At 51.6% G+C, this 25,996-nt stretch carries 24 protein-coding genes; 19 read left to right on the top strand and 5 right to left on the bottom strand.

The genetic code is table 11. The features are described from left to right. Positions 1–93: 93 nt before the first annotated feature. From ABLV75_RS06290 to ABLV75_RS06275, 4 genes are all read right to left on the bottom strand, one after another. A complete protein-coding gene (locus tag ABLV75_RS06290; protein ID WP_071991998.1) occupies positions 94–4,113 on the bottom strand; it encodes a type IIL restriction-modification enzyme MmeI in 4,020 nt (1,339 codons plus the stop codon). Beyond that, positions 4,110–7,250: a DISARM system SNF2-like helicase DrmD gene (drmD, locus tag ABLV75_RS06285; protein WP_032734394.1), complete on the bottom strand. Its 3,141-nt coding sequence runs from the start codon at positions 7,248–7,250 to the stop codon at positions 4,110–4,112. Before drmD ends, ABLV75_RS06290 begins: the two co-directional genes overlap by 4 nt. Before the next feature lie 47 nt (positions 7,251–7,297). Continuing rightward, positions 7,298–8,350, bottom strand: a complete 1,053-nt coding sequence (locus ABLV75_RS06280; protein ID WP_032734395.1) for a DNA cytosine methyltransferase — start codon at positions 8,348–8,350, stop codon at positions 7,298–7,300. A 459-nt stretch (positions 8,351–8,809) separates the two neighbouring features. After that, positions 8,810–9,589: an HNH endonuclease gene (locus ABLV75_RS06275; protein WP_032734396.1), complete on the bottom strand. Its 780-nt coding sequence runs from the start codon at positions 9,587–9,589 to the stop codon at positions 8,810–8,812. A gap of 160 nt (positions 9,590–9,749) precedes the next feature. On the opposite strand from ABLV75_RS06275, the gene ABLV75_RS06270 reads away from it, so the two are divergent. The 8 genes from ABLV75_RS06270 to ABLV75_RS06235 all read left to right on the top strand — a co-directional run bounded on the left by ABLV75_RS06270 (position 9,750) and on the right by ABLV75_RS06235 (position 16,865). Further along, positions 9,750–10,640, top strand: a complete 891-nt coding sequence (locus ABLV75_RS06270) for a hypothetical protein (protein ID WP_032734397.1) — start codon at positions 9,750–9,752, stop codon at positions 10,638–10,640. A 138-nt stretch (positions 10,641–10,778) separates the two neighbouring features. Next, positions 10,779–10,973 carry an AlpA family transcriptional regulator gene (locus ABLV75_RS06265; RefSeq protein WP_001561320.1) on the top strand — a complete coding sequence of 65 codons (195 nt, stop codon included), beginning with the start codon at positions 10,779–10,781 and terminating at the stop codon, positions 10,971–10,973. Positions 10,974–10,989: 16 nt separating this feature from the next. Next, on the top strand, positions 10,990–12,264 hold the full coding sequence (locus ABLV75_RS06260; RefSeq protein WP_032734398.1) for a ParB family protein: 1,275 nt from the start codon (positions 10,990–10,992) through the stop codon (positions 12,262–12,264). Beyond that, on the top strand, positions 12,248–12,805 hold the full coding sequence (locus ABLV75_RS06255; protein ID WP_032734399.1) for a DUF2857 domain-containing protein: 558 nt from the start codon (positions 12,248–12,250) through the stop codon (positions 12,803–12,805). Before ABLV75_RS06260 ends, ABLV75_RS06255 begins: the two co-directional genes overlap by 17 nt. Continuing rightward, positions 12,795–13,661 (top strand): STY4528 family pathogenicity island replication protein, encoded by an 867-nt coding sequence (locus tag ABLV75_RS06250; RefSeq protein WP_032734400.1) that lies wholly within the window; start codon positions 12,795–12,797, stop codon positions 13,659–13,661. Before ABLV75_RS06255 ends, ABLV75_RS06250 begins: the two co-directional genes overlap by 11 nt. A gap of 159 nt (positions 13,662–13,820) precedes the next feature. Beyond that, positions 13,821–14,432, top strand: coding sequence for a PFL_4669 family integrating conjugative element protein (locus ABLV75_RS06245; protein ID WP_032734401.1), 612 nt, complete (start codon positions 13,821–13,823; stop codon positions 14,430–14,432). After that, entirely contained in the window at positions 14,422–14,847 is a 426-nt protein-coding gene (locus ABLV75_RS06240) for a DUF3158 family protein (RefSeq protein WP_032734402.1), read from the top strand. The genes ABLV75_RS06245 and ABLV75_RS06240 overlap by 11 nt, the downstream gene beginning before the upstream one ends. Positions 14,848–15,038: 191 nt before the next feature. Then, positions 15,039–16,865 (top strand): DNA topoisomerase III, encoded by a 1,827-nt coding sequence (locus ABLV75_RS06235; RefSeq protein WP_032734403.1) that lies wholly within the window; start codon positions 15,039–15,041, stop codon positions 16,863–16,865. 47 nt (positions 16,866–16,912) lie between these two features. Here ABLV75_RS06235 and ABLV75_RS06230 read toward each other — a convergent pair whose 3' ends face one another. After that, the gene (locus ABLV75_RS06230) at positions 16,913–17,383 is read right to left on the bottom strand and encodes an Hsp20 family protein (protein ID WP_023182588.1); all 471 of its coding nucleotides are present in this window, start codon (positions 17,381–17,383) and stop codon (positions 16,913–16,915) included. A gap of 386 nt (positions 17,384–17,769) precedes the next feature. Between ABLV75_RS06230 and ABLV75_RS06225 the strand changes: the two genes are divergently transcribed. From ABLV75_RS06225 to ABLV75_RS06175, 11 genes are all read left to right on the top strand, one after another. Further along, a complete protein-coding gene (locus ABLV75_RS06225) occupies positions 17,770–18,213 on the top strand; it encodes an STY4534 family ICE replication protein (protein WP_032734404.1) in 444 nt (147 codons plus the stop codon). Positions 18,214–18,284: 71 nt separating this feature from the next. Then, complete coding sequence (locus tag ABLV75_RS06220; protein ID WP_032734405.1) at positions 18,285–18,668, top strand: hypothetical protein; 384 nt, start codon at positions 18,285–18,287, stop codon at positions 18,666–18,668. Between the two features lie 111 nt (positions 18,669–18,779). Further along, positions 18,780–19,439 carry a pilus assembly protein PilL gene (locus ABLV75_RS06215; RefSeq protein WP_032734406.1) on the top strand — a complete coding sequence of 220 codons (660 nt, stop codon included), beginning with the start codon at positions 18,780–18,782 and terminating at the stop codon, positions 19,437–19,439. Between the two features lie 3 nt (positions 19,440–19,442). Continuing rightward, positions 19,443–20,117: a TIGR03759 family integrating conjugative element protein gene (locus ABLV75_RS06210; protein WP_032734407.1), complete on the top strand. Its 675-nt coding sequence runs from the start codon at positions 19,443–19,445 to the stop codon at positions 20,115–20,117. Further along, positions 20,096–20,614, top strand: a complete 519-nt coding sequence (locus ABLV75_RS06205) for a transglycosylase SLT domain-containing protein (protein WP_032734408.1) — start codon at positions 20,096–20,098, stop codon at positions 20,612–20,614. Before ABLV75_RS06210 ends, ABLV75_RS06205 begins: the two co-directional genes overlap by 22 nt. Next, positions 20,611–22,629 carry a type IV conjugative transfer system coupling protein TraD gene (traD, locus tag ABLV75_RS06200; RefSeq protein WP_032734409.1) on the top strand — a complete coding sequence of 673 codons (2,019 nt, stop codon included), beginning with the start codon at positions 20,611–20,613 and terminating at the stop codon, positions 22,627–22,629. The genes ABLV75_RS06205 and traD overlap by 4 nt, the downstream gene beginning before the upstream one ends. Then, the gene (locus ABLV75_RS06195; RefSeq protein ID WP_032734410.1) at positions 22,626–23,258 is read left to right on the top strand and encodes a DUF4400 domain-containing protein; all 633 of its coding nucleotides are present in this window, start codon (positions 22,626–22,628) and stop codon (positions 23,256–23,258) included. The genes traD and ABLV75_RS06195 overlap by 4 nt, the downstream gene beginning before the upstream one ends. A gap of 212 nt (positions 23,259–23,470) precedes the next feature. Then, positions 23,471–23,659: a hypothetical protein gene (locus ABLV75_RS06190; protein ID WP_032734411.1), complete on the top strand. Its 189-nt coding sequence runs from the start codon at positions 23,471–23,473 to the stop codon at positions 23,657–23,659. Positions 23,660–23,678: 19 nt separating this feature from the next. Then, positions 23,679–25,280, top strand: a complete 1,602-nt coding sequence (locus ABLV75_RS06185; protein ID WP_032734412.1) for an anti-phage dCTP deaminase — start codon at positions 23,679–23,681, stop codon at positions 25,278–25,280. A gap of 174 nt (positions 25,281–25,454) precedes the next feature. Beyond that, positions 25,455–25,763, top strand: coding sequence for an RAQPRD family integrative conjugative element protein (locus ABLV75_RS06180; protein ID WP_032734413.1), 309 nt, complete (start codon positions 25,455–25,457; stop codon positions 25,761–25,763). Beyond that, positions 25,756–25,989 (top strand): TIGR03758 family integrating conjugative element protein, encoded by a 234-nt coding sequence (locus ABLV75_RS06175; RefSeq protein ID WP_032734414.1) that lies wholly within the window; start codon positions 25,756–25,758, stop codon positions 25,987–25,989. The genes ABLV75_RS06180 and ABLV75_RS06175 overlap by 8 nt, the downstream gene beginning before the upstream one ends. The last annotated feature ends 7 nt before the right edge of the window (positions 25,990–25,996 follow it).

The following is a 25,996-nucleotide window of genomic DNA, read 5'->3' as shown; positions in this document are numbered from 1 at the left end:
TAATCAAACAAGTCAATACCATCAGTGTTCTTTCGACTGTGGGCCAAAATCCTCAATAGCTATTCGATTTTTTCAAACGCAACTTTTAGAGCGTCATCTTCGTGCATCTGGGCTAGCTACATTGCCTTTTGTTCCAGAAAGCCCTTCAACGTAGTGTCGGTTGAGCTCTATTAATTTACTCATCAACTCAGCGGTTAGATCTTCTGATATAGCCCAACGCCATGGATCTTTTGATGAACCACCGTCAAATTTACGAAAATCATATGAAATATCAAGACCTTCCCAACCATATGCCTGTGCTACCTCAACATCTATTGCGGCCATAATTTTACGTAATTCACATATTGTTGGATGTTTGCAGTTTGGATTATTCACTGAATTCAATGCTTCAGTTATTCCACTTTGATTTTCATCACTCCAATTAATGATTAACTCTTGAAAGCGAGCCGCATGGAACTGACCTGAATTAGACACCATTTCCTTTGGTAAAGCGAAAGTTGATACTGCCTCACGGATGGAAAGTGTAAGAGTATTAGTGTCTGCACCTAGACTACGAACTGAGAACGCATATAACCAATTTCGGAAAAATGAACTCAAGCAAATGGCAAAAAGATCCTTTCTCCCTACCTCAATAAGCAGAATTTTATTTGTATAGTTCCAATCAGTAGGAGCCATCAAGCAAAATGGATATTTTGTGACCTTTGCAAATGCAATAAAATCATTTCTTTTCCTTAATTTTCGCATAAGGTCAGCACGATTGTTCCAGAATTGCCACCAGCGCTCATAGAGCCCTTTATAGCTCTTCAACGCCTCAGTTGTACGAGTCGGCTGAACTTCTTGAATTAAAAATTGGAATGCAATGGGCCAGTTTTTCTCAATTTCATCCAGTTTTCTGTCAGCTATGTCCAGAGCCCATCGTTCAACTCTTCGTAACGCATAGCTGGTTAAATCATCACCAGTGATATATGGCCGGAGAAGGCTATTCTTTTCACTCTTAAGTAGTTCGAACCACGGTGAAGCCGTCGAGATCACAAACGCCATGCCTTTACTATTATTTACGCCTTCAAAGCTGAATATTGACTGAGGGAGTGTTCTGGGAATCCAAACATTTTTAGATTCAGGTTCTAAACGCGCACCAATACGATCACAAGCTTGTCCTTCCGAAATACATGTACCATTCCAGCTTCCTTTGAAGAAGCAAATTATTGATACAACCACTGAAGCTTTACCTGGCCATGGCATCCCTTTTTTAGAGAAATAGATACTTCCATTCCGAACTATAGTTCCAAGCCCTACTGAGATAGCACTTCCTTCCGCTATATTGCTAGTAGCAATTAATCCATAACAACCATTAGGGCGAAGTAGATCAACTGCCCGACGATGAAATACAACACTGAGATCGATCTTTCCTGGCGAGGTACCCAGTATCATCTGGCATTGCCACTGCAGTACTTCACCCATTGATGATTTCCATAAACGATTACCCAAAAAAGGGGGATTTCCTACGAAAGCATCAAACCCTGCGCACTCTCTTGTAAATACTTCGGGAAATTCAAGTGGCCAATGAAATGGCTTATGACTCGACGGTTCATTCGTTACATTAGTAATAAGGCCATGGGAGATATTTTTAGCAACAAATGAAACGTCCTCATTACCTCGTTTAAGTGCATCACTTGCAAAAACAGAGAAAGAAGCAAGATCATTCTTGAGATTTTGTCCGCCCCCCTTGGAAAATAAGACCTTCTTAATAAAGATATCAGCAATCTGCTTAGAAACTCTCAGACGAGAACGGGACTTTAAATCTAATAATGACATAGCTTCAATATCATGAATGTCACGGACAGCCATTTTCCGCAATTTTTGCCGTAACTCTAATGCTTCCCAAACGTCCTTTTCAATATGTTGCTTGGATAACTGTATTTGCCCTTTGACCGTAGGCTTAAGTGAAAGTTGGGTTAGTTGATCTAATCGGTGAATACCAAGTAAGCTATCCCCACATCGTAAATTATGGTCAAGGAATCCAAAAGGTCGGTCTTTAGCTAAAGTTACGAGCCAAATTGAAAGTTTAGCTAGCTCTACTGCCAGTGGATTAAGATCTACACCATATAAACAACGTTCGGCAATAAGGCGACGGGCGATGAGAATGCGAGCATCCATATCCTGTGGCAGGAGCTCTTCAGCATTAGGAATCTCCAATATGTCTCCGATTGCACTTATCACTTTGCCAGATTTTTCAGCAAGCGACCAAGCTTCGACAAGTCGTTCAGCGAGCCAACGGCAAGTCTGAACTAAGAAAGCTCCCGAACCCATTGCTGGATCACATATTTTGAGTTCAAGCAGTTCAGCGGATGATTTAAGTTGCCACTCTTCATGCGGAATACCTTCTACTGGCCCAATATAAGACAGAGGAATAAGTGTTTGAGCAACAACCTCCTCGGTAAGAGATTTCGGCGTGTAATGGGTGCCTGTTTCGCGGCGATTGGATCCGCTAGTAACAATAAATGAACCTGCCGGATAGACAAGCGGATAACCCCATGGATCGGTACGAAGAAGATGTGCGAATGGTTTAATACGGTCACGTAGCTTTATATCACCTTGGCAAGTAATTAAAAGACGCTCGGCTAAATTTTCATCGATTAGTTTGGATAAATCCTTACGAATTCTACTGACGGAACAACCGGAACGTTCATGAAGCAATGCAATCAGTTGTTCAGCTCCATCCATATTCACAGATTCTAGTTCAGCCAATGTTACCCAAGGTGATTGAGCTTTTCTAGTTGCATCCAACTCTAACGTAACTTTATCGGCACGCCTGACAGTGCGTTCCAGCAAACCTTCATAAACATAACCAATCTGCTCAACATCTAATGCGCGGTAAGAAAGAGTCCTCCCCTGAAAAATCTGAATAGCTTCCAGTAATAGTAGGACTGTTCGATTATCAATTGGTAAAGGTACAGCTGTATCGTTTTTCCAGTTGGATTCTTTAGCCCTTCCCTCAAGAAAAGGAAAATGGTCAGGATCAAACAATGAACTCCCTAACGCCGGTAGACGTAGATTCTCATGCTCAATGCCGCTATACATTGCTCGGAAGGTTGCCAGTAATCGTGTCCAAGCATCCCAACGCCTTTCCAGGATTTCTGAAGGTTCTTGCCGTAGTTGCATACGCAAAGTGGAAATCGCGTAATTAGACTCATAACACTCGTCACCTAAGAGCAGCAGCCCCCTTTCTTCAGCTGAGAGCAAAAATACCAAACGCATCATCACTGTTAACGCGGCTTCATAAAGCTCTGATTCACTGACATCGCACAGCAATTCACGATTGCGATCCTGATCGGCTTTGTCCAGCGATTGAATTAACACTTCTACAGCACGACAAACTTGTTCACCTAAAGCATCAGTTACATCATCTTGATACTCCAATGAAGCATCAAACAATGCAGGTAACTGTTCAGTTTCATCAACGAAGAAGCGGCGAATGCCAAGTAAATGAACAAACGCTTGCAGTGTGATTGGTTCCAAACTCCAAAGACGCGCATACCAACTGGAGAAAGAAGTGACAGCACCAACTGGAGCATCTACTAGCATCCAACGTTCTCCGTTGGTTACTAATCCGAGGCGACAATCGAGTGAACGACATAACTGAACCATACGATCTGCCGGAGTGGTTATCCATCCCTCTTGCTTAACTGTTGATTCCAGATCTACATTTGGTTTATAGGTATGTATGAGTAACAATGGCTTATTATCTTGCTGCTCATCGACAACTGCTAAATCGGGATATTGGACCACTCCCTGGTCCGGCAATAGTGATTTCAAGTGGCTTCCACACCACTCCGCACGTTTCAGCACATCACCTTTACCATCATCATCAAATTCCAACACTCGTGACAGCACTTCGTCTATCCATGCAGAGTGCAATTCTTCTAGCTGAGGATCTTCCAGTTCTAATGCCTCCCGCCATTCGTCATAGGCTTGGCGCAGCCGCCTACACTTGAAGCTACTAAGCACCTCTAGTCCCTGAGGAAATGTATGCGTTAGTACCGGGATAGCGAGAAAAGGTCCCGAAATATCTACCAGAGAAAGCCATTCAGCGTGAATATTATTTAAACTCATGCTGCACCTCTCTGAATAGTAGATTCTGGGACGAGAAAAATGACGGCGACAGGGAATGTGCGATCATCAATGTTGGTATAGCGAAGTTCGATTGTTTGTACTTCCTGTTCCCGCTCTGCGGGAATGCGAGCGAGACGGGCTTCGAGCGCTGCATTATCACGCTTGATTTGAGCGCGTTCATCTTCTGAAAACAATGAAAACTGCATAGGTTGTTGATCTTTAGCTAACTCAGATTTGATAGTTATTTCAAGTTCATTGAGTATGTTATTGATATCAGACAATTCACGCTCTTTGCGGGTCTGAAGGGTATTAGTCAGATATTGCAGGCGATCTTTTGATCTAGCTTCAACGGACTGGAGAATACTGTTTTGTGCTCGCTCAAAACGCATGCGAAAGGCATCCAAAAGCGAAAATTCAGTAGTCACAGGTTTCGCCTGCTCAAACCATTGCTGTAGTTTATTAACACCATCCTCGCGCCTAAAATTTTTGACGCCAAGATAGCCACCAGCTATTGTCAATTCTTCATGAAGTCGATGGTGATTACCTCCAGTAATCACCAATCGTGAAACAACAGCGACCGCAGGGCTTTCAAGTAACATGTCTGGTACTGAGCGCACCGTAACTCGATGTAATTTTTTTATATCATCGCGCGCCCATATTTCTGCTCGTAATAGACGTAGACACATCTGCACTAACAGGTGATTTAAATGGACGAGTACGACATCATCACGTCCTTTCGCCACGCTGTGATCAAAAGTGACAGGACGAATCTCCTGTGTATGGGGATGACGAAGTCCTTCAAGACAACGTGCCCATGTACCTGAGAGAGCAGGTATCCTGAATACAGAACCTGAGGGAGCATCGTGTAACTCAAAAGGTTCAAGAGTTGTACGACCAGCTAACATGAGAGCTGTATTGACGGCTATTTGTATATGCTCAGGTGTGAGATGAAGCTCCTGTCTGGCTGAAAGGAGTCGATCATGTAGCTTCGCAATTCTCTCTTTTAGTTCGCGCTCAACACTAATAAAACGTTTCGTTTTTGCAATTCTGGCTTCAGCCAGACGTGTATCAAAATCTTTGATAGTGCCTTCAATCAGTCCTGACATTTGAGGTGCGATGACTGGATTGACGCTACCCATGTCAGCCCGCATTGATTCAAGTTTGCGTAATGCTCGTAGGATATCGTCACCGTGACCACCGATACGAGCATTCACCTTATCCACACCATCAACTGGATGCCAAATTACAACTTCTTTTTGGCGTTGTCCGTGGCGGTCTATACGACCGTTACGTTGTTCCATTACATTGGGGTTATATGGAATTTCTAAATGGATAAGGTAGTTACAATAGTTTTGCAAGTCGATACCTTCTGAGGCGGCATCAGTTGCGAGGAGTATGCGAACAGCAGAAGCCTTTGGTGATGTCTGGAAGGCGGCTTTAACTTTTTCTCGTTCTTCTTGCGGCATGCTACCATGTAAAACAGCTAAGCGCTCACCAGCAAGTCCGTGGCTGGCCAGAATCTCATGCATCCATTGATGTGTCGTTCGATATTCAGTAAACAGAATTACTCGGTACTCATTCCACTGATTATTTGTTTTAAGATTCGTATTAATCCAATCAAGTATTGCCTTGGCTTTAGAGTCTACCTGATTCTTAGCAACTTGCGCCCATTGACGCAATACATCGAGTATTTGTTTCTGTTCATTCGTCAGCGGTTGGGTGTAATGTGTTGCTTCTTCCACCGCTTCAGATTGGGCATTCTCTATCTCTTGATCGTCGGCGTAATCTTCTTCTAGACGAAGGATTGCTTTATGAAGGATACGATCAGCCATGGCATTTTTATCATTAGGCCGTTTGCCATGCATCAAAGTTGATATGTGCCTTTCAAGAGTAGATGCAAAGGCTGCTGGTGATGAAAAAAGTCTTTTTTTAAGTAGCTGGTTGACAAAGGTCGTCCCAAAAGTATTGCTGGCTTTCTCTGCTCCTTGCTCCCGGCTATGGCAATATTCATCCAGTTTTTTGTGGATAGAACGCTCTTGAGCCGAATATTCGACGGATAAGGCTTTGAGCTTACGTTGGGCGTAAAGTGGATTGCCCTCTGAATCGACCAGATCACTTTTGAGGCGGCGTATCATCACCTGATTCAACAACTTCTCATCTGGAAGTACATTTCTGGCAAAACGTTGATCATCCAGCAACTCAAGCAACGAAGTGAAAGACTCGGTATAGCCATTATGTGGAGTCGCTGTCAAAAACAAACGGTGTTGGAAGTGTGGGCTTATCGAACGAATAAACCGAGTACGCTGGCTTTCCATTGCATAGTTAGCTCTACCCACTGGGGCTATATTGTGTGCCTCATCAATGACAAGCATGTCAAACTTTCGTGGATAACTAGGCTTTAAGGGAAGGACGTCACGCATAGAACGCAAACCTTCCCCACTTTTGGCCCAATCCATTGAAGTGATTAACCGTGGATGCGATGTCCACGGATTGGCATGAATGCCACGTTCTCGTCTTAATCGCTTAATATAAGCGGTGTCGACGATTTGAAATTCAAGACCGAATTTTTCTAACATCTCAACACGCCACTTCTCTTGCAGCGACGCAGGGCAAACAATCAAAACTGTGCGAGCTCGATGCCGAAGTAACATTTCCTGGATGATTAGCCCAGCTTCAATGGTCTTACCAAGTCCAACATCATCGGCGATAAGAAGGTTGACACGGGCCATATCAATTGCACGCACCAACGGATCAAGCTGGAAGTCTTCAATGCTTACGCCACTACGAAAAGGTGCTTGTAAGAAGTTACGATGGTCAGCTTTAGTGACAGCTCCCCAACGCACTGCATCAAGAAAAGCCTCAAGAGTGTCAGAGTCATCCAGGCCATTAATCGAAGGTAAACCAGCTCGTTCAATTACTTGAGCGCCAGGTTCAATTTCCCAGATAACATCAAGTAGTTCTCCTAAACCATCTTCATCTATGGATGAAAGAGTTATGAGATGCTGCTGAGACGAAGGCGGTGGTAACTGGGAAGATGAAACCTCAACAACGATCCATTGGCGTCGACGAACTTCAACAAGTTGCCCTGGCTCTGGAATAATTTGTTGAGGATGATTTTTTTGATTCGAAATATCCATAAAATGTTCAGATTCCGGTTCAGTACGCCCAGAGGCTGGTTAAAGTTTCACTTTGTTGCGACCAAGTTCAAATCGTCAAGGTGTGAATTTATACTGCGAGCGATTGCCTGACCCAGCTTTACCGGAACTGCATTTCCAATCATTCGGCCCAGAACTCTAAGATTGACATTGCTATCATCGGGGATAAATACGTAGTCCTGCGGAAAACTCTGAAGAATAGCAGCTTCTCTCAATGAGATTGCACGATCTTGCTCTGGGTGACCAAAGCGGCCATTCCCGAAACCATAACACTGAGTAGTCATAGTCGGAGCAGGTTTATCCCATTCCATTCGACCATAGACACTAGAGTATGTTTTTCCTCTATCTGTACGATGGCAATCAGCAACTAAATGTTCAGGCCAGTCACGCCACGTTCCACCGGGTTTTGAAGCTTTAATACGTTGCAGATTTTTTTCCGACAACGTTGAAGTCACATGTAGCTTATCCCCAGTACTAGTTTCGCCTGCTTTTAAAGCTGGCAGATCGCTTATGGCTTGTCTCACTGTAATTGGCTGAGTACACGTTGACTCGGCGAGTTTTATCTCACCGTGTAAAGAAGCAAGCAGTACCATGCGCTTACGCATCTGGGGGACGTCATAGTGAGTGCAATCAACGACATTAAACCAAACGTGATAGCCAATACGTTTTAAGGTATCGACAAAGTCGCTGAAAACTTCATGTCTTGCAACGGAAGGTACATTCTCCATAGTGATCAGATCAGGGCGAGTTTCCTCAGCCAAGCGAGAAAACTCGTACAACAGCCCCCACTTACCATCCTTACCACCATGCTCATAACGCCTTGCATAGCTTGAGAACGGTTGGCAAGGTGCGCAGCCAGCAAGAATCCTTACATCTGAATCAGCGTAGAGCTCATTCAAGTCTGAAGATGTAAAATCGCTTACGCTTTTCTCAATAAATTTTGCTTTATTATTAGTCTCATAGGGAAACTTGCAGGCAGGATCAATATCAATACCTGCGACAACAGGTACTCCTTCAAGCACAAGACCATGTGTTAACCCACCTGCACCACAAAATAAATCAACACAAGATACTTTTTTCATCTGACAATCATCTCGTTCTTCAGGGGGCTCAATGAATAAATACCAACAAAAACCATAAAAAATACAACTAGTTAAACAAAAAAGACGCTAACTGTTTCTCTTTTGTCGGTAAAGATTAGCTCAAAAAGCTTAACAATAATCCAACAAATTCTAGCAAAGAGCCCCATGGTTTCACCGTTGTAGGTATGATCTCATGAACCGTAAGTTAGGTAAACGCTTGTGCATTCATAAAAACAGCCTATAAGGAGAGTCGCAGCTCCTCTTGAGAAGGTTAGACTCGACAGATTAAACCGCCGATTTTTTAACAAGTACCTCAGAGTCGAACCACGCAAACTAGCTCATCAAATTGAGCGATGGCATAAATTCCTCCCATAGGATCGCTAAAGGAACATTACTCAATTTCACAGACTCTCAAAATATATTTTAAATTAAGTAGTAATTTATTTTCCCAATTCACTTTCATCGAAGTAAATTCTCCCGATGCCATTCCAAATAACAATACGATTCAACAGGAAAAGCCCTTATTTTCTCCGGCAATAAAAACTGTTCTTTAACACTAATCTCCAGCTCATTACTAATTAATAAACGCCCATCGTTCTCAAACGAAATCCATCCCTGATCGAAAAGAATATCAATATGTGCGGACAGTATAATTCCATTAAACGGATCAAGGCGTTCATTCCCATTCTCGCAGGCAGCCCACGGTTTTATATGGCTGGCACGGAGTAACGGCGCAAACGTCGTTCCCGTAACAGGGCATGCCGGATACAGCATGAGACAATTTTTCCGAAAGGTACCCTGCCCCAGCCGTGCCGCAATCAGCTGCTCGCGTACGGTATCTTCAATACTTTTATCCTGCTGAATAATAAGACAGTCTCGTTGTGCCTGTTCATCTCCAGCAGAAGATATTAACGAGAGAACGCGCTGCTCAATCACACTCTCTGAAAGCACACTCAATCGCTGATGCACACGCTGCGCTGAATGAGAAAGCGCAGCAGGAGCGCCCTGCTCGTCACGCCAACCAACACGCACATCACTAAGCCAGGAATCAAAACGGTCACGACTATTTTTCAGACTATTGTGAAACTCGCTGGCGGTTTTACCCGCTCCAAAGCGAGGATAAAACAAGGCAAAAGCCTCTTTCCATTTCTGAACACCCAGTCCCACAGGTGGTTGAGATTTACCGTACTTCGACAAATACCACGCCACTTCAAGCAAATCGTCTTCCGAGCTATTCAATGTTACATCCTGTTTTTCCAGCGTAATTCATCACCAGATTATGTCTGAAAAGATCGTTAACTAAACTGATCAGGTTAGTTGTTTTAGCAAAAACATCGCACACCGGTTTTCACCATCAACAATCACGACACGCAACCCACAACACAAAAAGGAACGCCCCATGCCCCCACACAAAATCCGCCAGGAGTGGCTGACGCTGGACGAGGCCGCAGAAGTCATCCGGCAGCACAACATCACGTTGCTGCCCGCCGACCTGATCCGCCATGCCCTGCACGGCGATCTGCCACTCTCGGTCTACTTCCCCTCGCCCGTACTTCTGAGACCACTCAATCCCCCTTGCCGCTTTGCCTGCCGATTCAGCAAGCCTCCCTTTCCGCCTTCGCAGTGCAACAAACCCGGCAACCGTAAAGTGATGGCCAACTCGCCGCCGTGCAGGCGCGACCCGACTCTGCAACTGACCACCAGCCATCTGTGGAATTTGCCGTTAATCGGCCTTGAACGTCTGTTGCTCCACCAGCAACTGGCGAAAACGTTGAATCGCCCTTGCCCCAATGATACCCATTGCTGCAACCAGATTGGCATCGTGGTCTGCGATGAAAACGACAGCTACTACCAACTCTGTTGCCGCAAATCGTTGCGGGAGCTTTTACTGGAACTGCTCGCCACGCAAAACAACCTTCAGGAAGAGCTACATCTACTGATTGGCCAGTTATATGGTAATGGCCGCAATGACCTGAAATCCCGGCTCAGTCTTTCCGTCTGCTACCTGCAGGACACGCTGCCTCCTGACGCACTGTTCGTCATCCGTCGCACGCATCTCGAAGCCTTCCTGACCCGTCATCAGCCGGAATCAAAGGAGCGGATAAGCTCTGCGCTTTCCCGTTTGCTGTGGCTGGCCTGCAAGCACAACCCACAACTGGACGATGAAATGCTGGAGCATCCCTACAAACTGCTGAACATTTTCGAATGCTGGGCACGCGAGGAAGGTATGCACCTGCCGCTGAGCCCCGAGACGTTGAAAACCGCCCTCCAGCGCGGCGCACCGCCTTAACGCGATCAACTAACCCTTTCAACTAACAACTCTCACTAACCCAGATAAGGATTTTTACTGCCTGGCAGGGACGCTGCTGCTTTGATAACCACGCCCATCGTGCTGATGTGAACAAATCTGGACACAGGAGGAATGGTTATGAATAGCGACAGATTTTTACGCTTACGTCAGGTGGAAGACAAAATCGGCTTCGGTAAATCGTGGATTTATCGGCAAATCCAGCTACAACAGTTTCCGCCGTCCATTCGACTCAACAGCCGCCACGTCGCCTGGCTGGAAAGCGAGGTGGATGCCTGGATCCACCAGCGCATCCGGCTTACCCGCGATGTCTGAATGCCGGAGGAAGATTATGTGCGCTTCACACCTGCTCAACCGCTGGCTTCACGGTGCCAGCAATAGCGGAGAACAGGAGATGGTCCAGGTCAGTCTGGAGCAAATCCAGCCGTTCTCTCTCAATCCCCGCGTCACCCGCAACCCCGGCTATGACGTGCTGAAGGCGTCAATTCTCGCCCGTGGGCTGGATAACCCGCCGGTGTTGACCCGTCGCCCCGGCGACGAAAAATACATGCTCGCCAGCGGTGGCAACACCCGCCTTGCCATCCTCAATGACCTGTGGCTAGAAACGCAGGACGAACAATATCACCGCTTCTGCTGGCCGTTCCGACCGTGGCCGGAAGCCTTGTCGCCCCAGCAGGGCGAGTTACAGTGCCTGATCGGCCACCTGGCCGAAAACGACCTGCACAACGGGCTGATGTTTATCGAACGGGCGGAAGGCATTCTGCATCTGCGCGACCTCTACCGTGACGCGGGCATTGAATGCGCGACGCAGCTGGCGCTGGCGGAACAACTCACCCGCGACGGCTATCCCGTCAGCCAGTCGCAAGTCAGCCGGATGTTACAGACCGTCGACTGGCTGCTGCCCTGCATCCCTAACGCATTGTATGGCGGCCTTACCCGAAAGGTTATCGATCGCCTGCTGGCGCTACGCAGCGCAGCGGAACAGGTCTGGGCAAAGCTGATGCCGCTGGAACGCCAGCCGGAATTTGCCGACCTGTTCAGCACCGCCCTTGCCACCTTCAATGGCGAGCCGGAAGGCGTGGTTCCGCAACTGGTGCAGGACGAACTACTCGGTGAAATGAGCTGTCGCAGCAGCATGAGCTGGAATACGTTGCTGGCGGAACTGACCGATGGCCAGAGCAAGCGGCAGGTGCTGCTGGGACCTCCGGTCGAAAAGGTCCTCTGGCCGCCACCGCCGGAAGCGGAAAAAGCCCCACTACCAGAGCCTGAGCTACCGACTGAACCCGCCAAGCCAAGGCCCTCACCGCTGGTGCATACGGCACGGTCGCTGTGTGCCTGCTGGGGACTGGATGCCTGTATCCAGCCGAACGACAGTGCTCCGGCCGGTTTCACCCTCGCGCCCTGCGACGAATTTCCCCATCCGGCGGCACAGCGCTGCTATCAGGTGCTGGCAGCCCTGAATGGCGACACCAGCACGCCGATGCCCGCCCTCGAACTGCTGTTGTCGCCGGACTACGACAACGCTCAGATCCAGCAACTGATGCAACTTATCAGCCTGTGCCGCCAGCGGCGGCTGCGGGAGGTTCGCCATGACGCCCTCAGTTAACCAGGCGGTGCTCACCCACATCGTCCAGGCGCTGAAGGAGGGGCAGATCCGCTACTGCGAATCGCTCGGCTTCAGCCCTCAGGAGCTATGCGAGCTGACGCGTCTTACCGCCGACGACATCCTGTTTCTCAGCAACAGCGCGGTGCAGTTCATCACCACCCACATTGACCACGAGATGCTGGGCCGGATGCTGGCGAGGATGGAGCAGGAGCGGCTGTTCCAGCAGCGTCTTGAGGAAGCGCTGTCGCTCGGCGCGTCCATCGAATTCATCAACCACTACTTTGGCCTTTCCACGCCGGAGGTCTGCGCCCGGCGGCGGCTGATTGGCCTGTTTGTCCGGCAAGGGCGCAACAATGCTCCGGATGAGCAGGTGGAAACGCTGGTATGGAACGAGTGGCAGAAGACGGGCGTGAACAAGCTCGACTCACCCGACGCGCTGACCGCCATGATGGCGATGGCCCGCGAACACGACCTGTCGCTGACGGTTATCTGGAACCTGCTGCGCCAGTGGACTCAGGAGAAGCTGCTGCATGAAGAGTGACGATCGGCTGCTGTTTCTTGGCAACCCGCAGCAGAGCGTGCCAAAGCGCCTGCTGCTGGCGCGCAACCTCTCCCCGCGCGACAAGTTCACGTGGCAACTGCTGCGCCTGCACGCCCGCGACGACGGCAGCGGCGTCTTTCCCTCCTACAATGAACTGCAGAGCTGGCTCTCCGACAAGCCTGAGAGCGATAAGGCCTCGCGCAGTACCGTCAGCAACGCGCTGATGATGCTGCGGATCACCCGCTGGCTGAGCCTGTGCCAACGGCTGCGCGACGAGCAAAGCGGCAGGATCACCGGCAATCTTTACGCCCTGCATGATGCGCCCTTAACCCATGCCGATGCCTGCCGGATGGACAGCGAATATCTGGCGCTGCTCACCGCCTGCTCCCGCCACCGCAACCGGCGTATCCGCACCACTGCCATCGGGTTACTGCTCACCCTGCAACAACCTGTGGACAGTGGACGAACCTGCACTGAGTCTCCATTGAAGACCGCCCCTGGTCTTAATCGAAGACTCAGTAAAAAATGCCCGAGTCTTCAATTAAGACTCAGTGATGCGGCGGGGGCTGGCGGGCAGCCGGAGCCGCATTGCGTACATACTGGTACAGATTTAAACAATAAACATCAAAAGCGTACGCAACTGCTGCACTGGCCTGTGGATAATCCCTTCAGCGCCAGCGAGCGCCGCGCCGCCGAACGCGCCATGCGCAATCTGGATCCCGACCTCTGCCAGCAGGTGCTGGACGACTGTCTGTGGCGGATCGCCGCCCACGATATCCACCGCCCCCTCGCCTATCTGCTGGCAACGCTGGAGAAAGCCAGGCGGGGCGAGTTCAATCAGCTTCGGCGCAGATAGCCCGGATTTTATGCGCACCGCATAAAGCCTGTGTACCAGCTATCAATCAAACCTCATTCATCGGCGAAATTAACTTTCTGCGAACCAGATGGGTTTCCCGTCGCCTGACTGATTGCGCGGACCGACACTGCGGGCATCTGAATCCATGGAGAATTTCCGATGCCTGGCACAACCCTGTTCAGCGATATCCGCATCACCCTGCACACCCGCGTCGCCGCCCGGCTGTGGCAGGCGCATCCCACCGGCATGCTGCTCTGTCTGGCGTTACTCAGGCGTCTGCTGCGCGCCGAAGAGGCCGACGATCCGTGGGCCGCCCACTGGCTGAAGCAACTGCGCATCCGCCTGAACCTGATCGCCCACCTGCTGAAGCAAAAAAACATCCGGCTGGACCATGCCTTCGCCAGCCTGCCGGGCGCTATCCACACCACGCAGGTCAGTAACCCATCCCCGACCGAATTCATCCTGCCGCTGGCGCTGTTCTCACCGCCCGGTTCGCGCCTGCTGCAACAGTTGATTGATTACGATCTGCTGGTCCGCCGCACCCTGCTTGCCTGGCACCTCGGCCTTATCACCCAGGCGGAGAAGCGCGATTTCATTGCCACCATCCCACGGCTGATGCTCCAGGTGTTCAGCTTCGTGAACCGCTTTCGCACCACCGGCGTGACCCGCGCCGACGTGCGGGCGAACAGTCCGCTGGCGCAGACGATGGCGCATAAGCTCGGGAATTTGCCCAAAAAGATGCTTGCGGAGATACAGCGCGATGTTCAATGACGATGATGATGAACGCTCCGCCCGCAAAAGCTCGCTAAAGGGCCTTTTAAAGGCCTTTAAGGGTAAGGGAGAGCTGCGAGCGCTGGTGCTGGAATTACAGGCGTTGCGCGCGCAACTGCAACAACGTCAGCCGGTGCTGAAACAGGCGGTGTATGAACTACCGGGACGCAACGTACCACTGATCCTGTGCAGCAACCCGGCGCGCTCCGGCGTCAGCTATCTGCGCTGGCGTAATCTGGACAACAACCGTTCGGGAGGCGTGGCGTTGCAGGAGGCCATTCAACAGCCGGACGCGAGCGATGAACTGCGCGATGCGCTGATGGCGCTCGAATGGCGGCGGCAGATGCTGAATACGCAGCTTTCGGTGGTGATGTTTATGCTGCGCCGGATACAGCCCTTAACCACGCTGGTTTAAAATTTTGTGCAAAGTTAAACCCTGAGTGTCACTTTAGCGAAAATTTTAAATTCACCTCATGCACCTTAAAACAGGCACTATCCGTTTAATGCGCGTTTTAAGGTGCAATTTTTACCTTCTCCCTCCAGTTTCCCCTGTCGCCTGATCCCTCCGGCACACCATGCTGAACTCCCTTTCACCGGAGACAGCCCATGCAACTTTACCTGTGCGAAAAACCCTCTCAGGCGCGCGATATCGCCCGCGTTCTTGACGCCCGTAACCGCAGCGATGGTTACCTGCATAACGCCACCGTGACCATCACCTGGTGCTTCGGCCATCTGCTGAGCATGGCCGCGCCGGAGGATTACGATCCGGCGCTGAAACACTGGCGGGCAGAGCATCTGCCGTTTATTCCCCCGGCATGGCGGCTGGTGATCCGCCCGGAGGTACGCAAGCAGTTCCGTATCATCGAAAAGCTGCTGAAACAGGCGGATGCAGTGGTGATTGCCACCGATGCCGATCGTGAAGGCGAAACCATCGCCCGCGAAATTCTGGAACAATGCCGCTGGCGCGGTCCGGTCCAAAGGCTGTGGCTGTCGGCGCTGGATGACGCCAGTATCCACAAGGCGCTCGCTGCGCTGCGACCCGGCGACAGCACGTTTCCGCTGTATCAGGCTGGACTGGCGCGCGCCCGCGCTGACTGGCTGGTCGGCATCAACATGACCCGCGCCTGCACGCTGATGAACCGGCGGCACAAAGGCGTGCTCTCCGTGGGCCGGGTGCAGACACCGACCTTACGCCTGGTGGTGGAGCGCGACCGGGAGATCTCCCGCTTCACGCCCCGCCCCTGGTGGCGGGTAGATGCCCGATTGCATACAGGCGGCAATTCCTTTCTGGCACAGTGGCAGCCCGATGGAGCTTACTGCGATGACGAAGGGCGCTGTATCCGAGAATCCGCCGCCCGCGAGGCCACCGCGCGCCTGCAACAGGCCGGAACCGCGCTGGTAATGGACGTGACAACCCGGCGGGAGAAAACACCGCCACCGCAGGCCTTCACCCTCAGCGCCCTGCAGCAGGTCTGCTCAAAACAGTGGGGCATGGGCGCACAGAAGGTACTGGATATTGCCCAGCGCCTGTATGAAACCCATAAGGCCACCACCTATCCGCGCACCGACTGCGGTTATCTGCCGCTTTCCATGCACGCTGAAGCACCACAGGTTCTGGCCGCGCTGGTTGCCAGCGACATGTCACTCCAGCCCCTCGCCACGCAACTGAATCTGCAACAACGCTCACGACTGTGGGACGACAGCAAAATCACCGCCCACCACGGCATCATCCCGACCCGTAAAACGGTGGATCTGACGCAGCTAAGCGACAGTGAGCGCAAGATCTACGGTCTGGTGCGCAGCCATTTTCTGGCACAGTTTCTGCCGGACCATGAGGTGGACAAAACCGACCTGCGCCTGAACTGCGCCGGGGAAACGCTGGTTGCCCGTGGCTCAGTGGTGATTGTCAGCGGCTGGCGACAACTGTTTTTACGCGAGATGGCAACCCAATCGCCGGAAGAAACGCAGGCACTTCCTGCCCTTCAGCAGGGACAAACCTGCGAGGTGGAACAGGTGGACGTTCGCGCCCGCCAGACTCAACCGCCGGAGCACTACACCGAAGGAACGCTGATTGCCGCGATGAAAAACGCCGCCCGTTTTGTCAGCGATGAGCGCCTGAAACAGCGGCTGAAAGAGAACGCCGGTATTGGCACCGAAGCCACCCGCGCCGGGATTATCCAGACGCTGCTTAAGCGTGGTTATCTGATTAAGCAACGCCGCTTTCTGTTGGCAACGGATACCGCCAGCGCGCTGATTGACGCCCTGCCGGAAACGCTGAAAGATCCGGGCACCACTGCGCTATGGGAGCAGATGCTGGATGACATCGCGACGGGGAAAATGGGGCTGGAGGCGTTCCTGGCGCAGCAGCAAGAAACCGTTACAGCGCTCACGGCTCAAATAGTCAGAGGCCAGAAAAGTGGCTCATCAGGTTAGCAAAACGCCCGGCGTTTGCCGGGCGTGAAAACAACGTCAGTCAACGATTACGGCTTGTGTTCAATTGCCGGGTTGTTGTTGATGGCGATGCGCTGCGGTTTCTCTTCTTCCGGGATATCCTGGTGTAATTCAATCGCCAGCAAGCCGTTTTCCAGCGAAGCGCCGGTCACTTTCACATGCTCCGGCAGACTATAGCTGGCCCGGAAGTCGCTGCGGCTGATACCCCGATGGATCCACCCTTCTTCGCCGTTTTCGGTTTTCTCCTCTTCACGTTTACCGCTGATGTTCAGCTGACCGCCAACGGTTTCTATTTCCAGTTCGCTCTCTTTCCAGCCCGGCACGCTGAGCGTCAGTTCATAGCGATTATCCCCCAGCCGCCGGATATTGTAAGAAGGCGTGGAGGGCAACGGCGTACTGCCGGTTAGCTGGCTAAAAAGGCGATCGATACGGTTAAAACGGTCCGCAAACAGAGAGTCGGAGAGATCGTGTAATACAGGAAAAGTTCTGAGAGTCATCATGTACCTCCTGAACAGTAAAAAGAATATTCAAAAAGTTCATGTCTTGTGGGCAGGTATTCCTTACCCGCTTTCTATATGAGGTTACTGCACAATATTTCAACTCACCGAAGCGCAATTTTGTGATATGAATCACGCATTATACTCCCGGCCTGTCACGGAAATTATTCAGCCACCGGTAACAAATCTCGCTGTCCTCTCATCCCGAAAACTGTTGCTGTAATGCCGTTATCAGCAAAACCCGCCATGCATTCCTGAAACGCGGAGGCGCACAGCGCGGAATGCCCGTACTGCCAGTAACTCAGAGGCCTTGCAGCCGATGAGCCAAACCCGAAGCGGGACGTTCCCGCGCATGGGGCGCTCCGCACCTTCAACACGGAGATACCACCATGAACGATACCCACTACTTCAACCTGTACACCAGCGGTCTGGGCTACCTCAACCGGATCCGGGAAGTGACCCCGAAAAAAGGCGAACCGTTCCTGTGCTGCGACATTGCCGCACTACGGGGCGAAGCCAGCAACGCGGAGCACACCTGGTTCGACTGCCGCGTCAGCGGCAAGGAAGCGCAGAAACTGGTGCGCCGCTGTATCGACGCCTGCGAGCAGAAACGCAAGGTGCTGATCCAGTTCCGCCTCGGCGATCTGTATGCCGACACCTTTGTCTACAGCAAAGGCGACCGTAAAGGCGAAACCGGCGTCAGCCTGAAAGCCCATCTGCTGCACATCGGGCTCATCAAAATTGACGGTGAAGAGGTTTACCGGGCAGAGCGCGAAGCTGAGCCTCAGCCAGCGCCCGCCGCACCGCCAGCAGAGCCTGTACCGCAGTTCTGACGCACAGCATTCACCCTGCCGGGGAAATTCCCCCGTCGGGGCGTTTCCCTGGCCTTTTACCGGAGAGACGCATGATGAATACCGCATTGAATTCACGCGAAGAAGCCCTTAACCAGGGCAAACTGATTAACCTTGATGACAAGACGCTGGACGCTGGCTTACCGCTGGATCTGGCCATTACCCTTTCGGCCCACAAGCACTGTCTTGAAAACCGGAATGACAACGCCATCAGGGACTTGCTGAAAGGTGTTGAAATGGCGGTGATAGTGGCCTTTATCGCCCACCAACCGCCGCAACGCACCATTCGTATCGATTACCGCTCGGTGCTGTCGCAGAAAACCAACGGCAGCACGCAGCAGCAAACCGTCAGGCTAACGTTACGCGTTCATTTTTCTGAGCAAGGCATCCCCATCGCCGCCACGCTGGGGCTGATGGGTGAAAGATTCCCTTACTGAATTGATTTCGCGCCCTTAACAGGGCGCTATTTTTTGACGCCGCAAACAGTTGTCGGTAGTCCCCAGCCCTCTCATCCAGCACGCTCCTGTCAAAGCACTGTGGAGGATGCGATGAAACGACTATTAATAGCCCTGCTCCTGTTCATTTTCATCGGCGTGGCCACCGCCTCCCCAGCCACGCCAGAAGTCGTCCGCTACGACCGCTATCTGCTGGTCAGCACATCACCGCAACAGCCGCCACTCGAACAGCTTACCGCCCTGTCCGTGCCGCCCGGTTTTCACCCGACGGTAGGGGAAGCGTTGCAATACCTGCTGCGCGACAGCGGCTGGTCTTTGTGTCTCGCCGATGCGCACCGGGCGCAGCTTTATGGGCTCCCATTACCGCTGAGCCAGTACAACACCGGCCCGCTGCGCCTGAAGAGCGCCCTGCAACTGCTGGCGGGCCCGGCGTGGCGGATGACCGCTGACGAAAATCGTCGCGAGATTTGTTTTGCCAGTGACCATTCCCTCCCCCAGACGGTGGCTTACCGTCATCCCGTGTCCCTCAGCCCTTTGGGGCCGTTAACGGCCCCGTTTTTTCTCGCCGGAACCATACAGCGCGGTGATATCCCCCTGGCGGTGATTGTGCCGCCCGAAGCCGTTTACCTCCATCAGGTGGTGTGGCTGCGCAAGGGGGAACAGTGGAGCGGCTGGCGGCTAGAGCGGTTTGATGAGCGTCGGGCGGTATTCCGCAACGGCAAACGCCAGTTGACGCTGAAGATGCCGGAGTAAGCGATGAAACGCCTGATTCTCCTGTTACTGTTCACCGCCAGCGTGCTAGCGCAACCGCTTCAGATGCAAACCAGCCAGAACGCGGGCTCTGCTCTCAGACCGCTGACCACGCAACAGCAGGCCACCGTCTGGGGTATCACGCCGGAGGAGTGGCAGCGCTATCTCACGCTGAAACAGCAGACGCGCGGCGTCTGGTCGCCGGGGCTCGATCCACTGACCACCCTGGGCGTCGAAGCCAACACAGACCACGAACGCCAGCGCTTCGCCGAACTGCTGGTCAGGCAGGAATACCAGCGGCTGGAGAAAGAACTCGCCTTCCAGCGAGCCTATGACGCGGCCTGGCAACGCCTGTATCCGGGCCTGACACCGCTGAAAACCACCTCCGCCAGCACTTCCCGCGTTTCGCTGTTCGTTAAAGATGACTGCCCGCCCTGCGACAGCCTGCTGCGTACCCTGCTGGCGCAACAGCGTCCGCTGGATATCTGGCTGGTCAACAGCGAAGGTGATGATAACCGGGTGCGCCGCTGGGCGATGGCGCACGGCATCGACACAAAGCTGGTGAGTGAACACAGCATCACCCTTAACCATGATGCGGGCCGATGGCTGATGCTGGGCCAAAGCAAAATCCCGGTAGCGCTGGAGCGTAAGGGGGAGCAATGGCGCGAGGTGTTGCCCTGATCCTGCTGCTGCCCTGTCTGGCGCTGGCGCAGCCTCTTCCAGAGGCTTATATGCGCGCCGCAAAAAATTACCGCGTGCCGCCGGAACTGCTGTGGGCCGTCACACAAACCGAAAGCGGCGCGAACCTGAGCGGCAAACATCGCCCATGGCCGTGGACGCTCAATATCAAAGGTACCGGCTACCGCTACGCCAGCCAGGAGCAGGCCTGTCAGGCGCTGCTGGCCGCCATCCGCCGTACCAGCCCGAAGCGCATTGACGTGGGGCTCGGGCAGATCAATATCGGCTGGCATCGGGCGTATTTTGCTTCTCCCTGCGACGCCCTGCATCCCCTGCAGAACCTGTCGCTCACCGCGCAACTACTGCGTCAGCGCTACGATGAACGTCCCGGAAGCTGGCTCAATGCCGCCGCCCGCTATCACCGCCCTGCTGGCGGCGCGCCCGCCGCACGCTACCGCAAGCTGGTCAGCCACCATCTGCAACAGGCCGCACCGCCATGAGCTGCTACGCGCTGGAAGCGCTGCTGCGCCCGCCCGTGGAGTTTTACAGCACCGTCACCGCTGGCTGTGGCGCACTAATCTGCCTGACGCAAGCATCGCTGCTGATGCTCACGCCGTGGCAGGCCCGCCTGATGGCCTGCGCACTGTTGCTGCTGGCCCTGCGACGTGGCTGGCAGGGCTGGCACATCGTGCGCTACCACCGCAACCTGTTGCGCCTGCCGCGCTACGCGATCACCAGCAGGAATATCCCGGTCAGCCGCCAGCGGCTGTTTCTCGGTAAGGGCTTTCGCTGGCAGCCCATCCACACCCAGCGTCTGTACGACTGCCTGCAACCGGAAGCCACACGCTGGCTGCGCCCTGGATGGTGTTACCGCCTGGCAAGACACATCGAAAAACGCAGCGAACATACTCTTCCCGGCCTTGCCCGCCTGCTCAGCGCCGATCGCTGGCTGAACCCGGTGCGCCCGCTGCCGCCCGTCGGCGGCAATCCGTGGCTGCATGGAGTAGAACTGAAAGAGTACGACGTCACCCTGCCGCTCAGCGAACGCCCCGGCCACACGCTGGTGCTTGGCACCACCCGCGTCGGCAAAACCCGGCTGGCGGAACTGCTTGCCACTCAGGACATCCGCCGCGGTGAGGTGGTAATCGTTTTCGATCCGAAGGGCGATGCCGACCTGCTGAAGCGTCTGTGGACAGAGGCGCAGCGCGCCGGACGCGGCGACCGCTTTATTCTGTTCCATCTGGCCTACCCGGAGATCTCCGCCCGCTACAACGCCATCGGGCGCTTTGGCCGCATCTCGGAAGTGGCGTCGCGCCTCACCGGACAGCTTTCTGGCGAAGGCAACTCGGCAGCCTTCCGCGAGTTCGCCTGGCGCTTTGTGAATATCATCGCCCGCGCCCTGGTGGCTCTCGGGCAGCGTCCCGACTATCAGTTAATTTCCCGCCACGTCGTCAATATCGACGCCCTGTTTATCGACTATGCCCGCATCGTGCTGCCGCGCCATAACGCGCGGGCGTGGGAAGTGGTGGCGCAGCTGGCGGAGCGCGTTAACGACAAAAACACGCCGCGCCATATGCTGGGCCGCGATCCTCACGTGGTGGCACTGGAGCAGTACCTCAATGCGGAAAAATTATACGATCCGATCCTCGACGGTCTGCTCTCGGCGGTGCGCTATGACAAAACCTACTTCGACAAGATTGTCGCTTCGCTGCTGCCGCTGCTGGAAAAGCTGACCACCGGCACGCTCGCCGCCCTGCTCGCTCCGGATTACCACGATCTGGACGACACGCGTCCGATCCTCGACTGGCAGCAGGCGATCCGCCAGAAAGCGGTGGTGTATGTCGGGTTGGATGCACTCTCCGATGCAGTGGTCGCTGCCGCTGTCGGTAACTCGATGTTTGCCGATCTGGTGAGTGTCGCCGGGCATCTCTACAAATTTGGCCTCAACGAAGGACTACCCACCAGCAGTGAAAAACCTCCGCCCATCAACCTGCACTGCGATGAGTTTAACGAACTGATGGGCGACGAGTTTATTCCTCTGGTCAACAAGGGCGGCGGTGCGGGCATCCAGGTCACCGCCTACACCCAGACGCTCAGTGATATTCAGGCCCGCCTCGGTAGCGCGCCCAAAGCAGGCCAGGTGGTCGGCAATTTCAACAACCTGATTATGCTGCGGGTGCGCGAAACCGCCACTGCCGAACTGCTGACGAAACAACTGCCGCAGGTGGAAGTGCGCAGCCGCCAGGTTAGCTCCGGCGTCACCGACACGCCGGGCGGCACCAACAGCTTCAGCAGCAACACCCGCGAGCAGGTAGTTACCCGCAATGTACCGCTGCTGGATACCGCCGCGCTGATCCAGCTTCCCAAAGGCCAGGCTTTTGCCCTGCTTGAAGGCGGACGGTTGTGGAAAATTCGCCTGCCGCTGCCCGTGGCGGATAAACACTGCCCACTGCCGGAGTCCGTCGCGCAGCTGGCGGCGTGGATGCAGGCGCGCCAGCAGAGACTGGCGGAATGAGCGAACAACGGGCCCCACCTTCGCCTCCACCACAAGGACCGATTGGCTGGTTGCTATCGCTGGCCGGACGACTTATAGGGCTGGTTATTGGAGCGCTGGTTCTAAGGATCGTACTAGAGCTGGCGGGGCTGTATTTCTGGTGGCCACAGGAGGGGAGCAGGCATGTTTTTCAAGTGATGAGGCAGGAGCAGGCGGAACTGGTTAGCGCATTACAACCGCATCCGCTGAGGAATGAAATGGTGATGTTGCTGGAGAACGGGACAACTCACGGACTTTTGGCTAACAGGTTCCTGCAGAAACCGTTCACCGCCCTGGCCTATACGCTGGTGAGTTTTATGCAGCGCCTGGTATGGCTCGTCTCCATTCTCCCCCTGGTCTGTCTATGCGTATTAATCGGACTGACAGACGGACTGGTCCTGCGGGATTTGAGGCGGTTTGGCTCCGGGCTAGAATCGGTTTTTTTCCACCGCTACGTCATCAGGTCCGGCAGTTCAGTCGCCACCACGCTGTGGGTGGTTTATCTGGCTCAGCCACTGTTTCTGCCTGCGATACTGCTTTTATTACCTGCCGCCTTATGGTCCGGGATAACGGTATGGATGGCCGCCGGGAGTTTTAAGCGTTGGTTATAAAAACAATAAAATATCAAAAAAATCATACCATTACATTAATAAAATTTCATTGTATACATCAAAAGTTGTACTTAGTTGGAACCAGTTGCACAAGGATGTACTAATCGAATGGACAAAGGAGGATTATAGGATTATAGGTGTAATAGCTTACAGCGTAATCCTTGACATAAACTTGGGGATTTGTACTATGCACTGCGCTTACAGGAGGAAGTATGTCAGTTGAAAACGAAGGTGTTGTGTACGTCAATTTTAAATCAGTCTCACAAAGTTCTGATTGTGAGAAGACGGTTTTTGAAGGATATGATATGGCTATCCATTCAACGATAGTAACTATCGAAGAATACGAAAGAAAAAAAATCATAGATGAATTAGTGGAACGGGCTGAAAGTAAAATTTGGTAAATAATTGGTGTAATCGCAAATGACGAACGCAGCAATCGCGGTAAAAGACTCAAAAAAACAGTCGATAGATGATTCGACAGAAAAGAAATCCATCGATTTCATAAGATCAAGGCAGTCAAAAACTCTTATCATTGGTATATGTGGTACAGTTGGTTCTGGATTTAGATCTCTCGTTGAGACTGTAAAGGCAGAATTAGATATTTATGATTATGATACTCATACTATTAGAGTTAGTGACATAATCATTGACCTCTCCAAGAAACATCCAAATCTTGTTGAACTACTTATCCGCAATGCGGCAGAACGTTACCTAAAATTACAAAGCCAAGGTAACTTAATTAGAGATAAAATAGAAACCACTTATTTATCCCAAGCAGTGATTAGCGAAATAACTAGGATAAAAGCTGAAATTAAGAAAAAGAACAATATTGATCTTGAAAAAAAAGATATTGGTAAAGTCGCATTTATTATTGACCAACTAAAACATCCTCACGAAGTTGAGTTACTCAGATTAATATATCCGCATAATTTTTATTTATTTGGAATGCTTAGAAGTGAAAGTGAAAGAATTATAAATTTAAGGGATGAGGGCATATCAACAAATGATATATACAAGATCATCACTGAAGATAAAAAATCCGAGAAGAAGACAGGTCAACAAACTGAAAAAACAATTTTAGACTCTGATTTTTTTATAAATAATAACTCTGGTAATAAGTCACTACAAAAGCAAGCAATTTCACGATGCATTGCACTGATTCATGGTAAAAATGGTATAACTCCAACCCGTGATGAAAAAGGCATGTATACAGCTTTTTCTGCTTCTCTAACATCTGCTTGTTTATCAAGACAAGTCGGAGCAGCAATTTTAAACGATGATGGCGATATTATAGCTACTGGACGTAATGATGTCCCTAAACCTTTTGGCGGGCTATATTATGAAACAGGGAACATTGCAGATGATCATCGCTGCATCCATAAAGGAGGCCACTGTTTCAATGATGAACATAAGAATAAAATTAGAGAGAAATTTGAATCAATACTAAAAAACTATAACATTTTCACTCACGAAGAACCTAAATCATCTGAAGATGAACTAACTTCTTCTCCAAAACCGGTATCACCTAGCGAGATTGCTAATCTGTTATTCAATGAGACACCTGTGTCTTCTATAATAGAGTACTCAAGAGCAATCCACGCAGAAATGGATGCAATTACTTCATTAGCAAGAAATCCTAGTGAAAGCACAAAAGATAAAATATTATATTCTACGACATATCCCTGCCATAATTGCGCACGACATATTGTAGCATCAGGAATCAAAAAAGTTGTTTTCATCGAGCCTTACGAAAAAAGTTTAGCATTGCGATTACATAATGATGCCATTACTGAGCTAAATGAAGCTTACAAGGTAAATTTTGTGTTATTTGAAGGGGTATCACCAAGACGATATCAAAAATTTTTCTTGGCTACTGGAGATAGAAAAGACAAAAATGGAAAAGCTAAACTATTAACATCTAAATATGGAAATCATATAGATATCCAATTTCTTGATGCTCCAGATGATTATGAATTGAAAATTCATGAAGATTTCACGAAAAGTTTCTCGACATCTGATTAACTTATCATTATGGCTCGCAAAAGTGTTGATGCGAGCCCCTATAAAACACAACTCATTGTTTTAATTGAACTTAAGTATATAGATTAAACATCTTTTATTTTTCACTAATAATTCTCAGATCTCATCTGATTGAATATTTTTTATTATCACTCCGATATCCACGGAGTGATATAAATGAACAGAATTACACTATTAAATGTATCTATTCTTCTTTTCCAAGGAGTTGCAATCGCCTCTCCGGAATCCACCCAGCTCGCCCTTGCGTTGAAGCAACTCGACGGCGTAAAAACCTCGTTGGAACGCGCCCGGAGCAGCGCCAGCACCGATCCACAGTCGCGCTACTTCTTCGACTACTTACAGGCGCAGCAGGATATTACCGCCGTTGAACAGGGCATCCGCCGCTACCTTAGCCCAGCAAGAGCGCAGCCGCGCGCCGTCCAGCCTCTGAGCGCCAGCTACCAGCAGGAGAACCCCGATGACTGACTCGCAACTCGCCGCCTTTCAGGCCGCCAGCCTGAGCAAACCGGAGACCGTCAGCCTGCTGGTGCTTGGTCTGTTTACCAGCGTCCTGCTGTTGTGGTGCGCCTGGACGCTAATGGTCGCCTGGCAGGGCGTCGGCCGCCAGCGTCTGAGCTGGCAGAGTTTTGGCGCGGTGGCGGCCCGTTCACTGTTACTGGTGCTGGTCAGTTTCTGGCTGGTACTAAGCTGAGGAGGCA

This window comes from Klebsiella sp. CN_Kp066 (genome assembly GCF_040065135.1).
Classification (GTDB): Bacteria; Pseudomonadota; Gammaproteobacteria; order Enterobacterales; family Enterobacteriaceae; genus Klebsiella; species Klebsiella oxytoca.
This window is presented reverse-complemented; position numbering and strand designations above follow the sequence as displayed.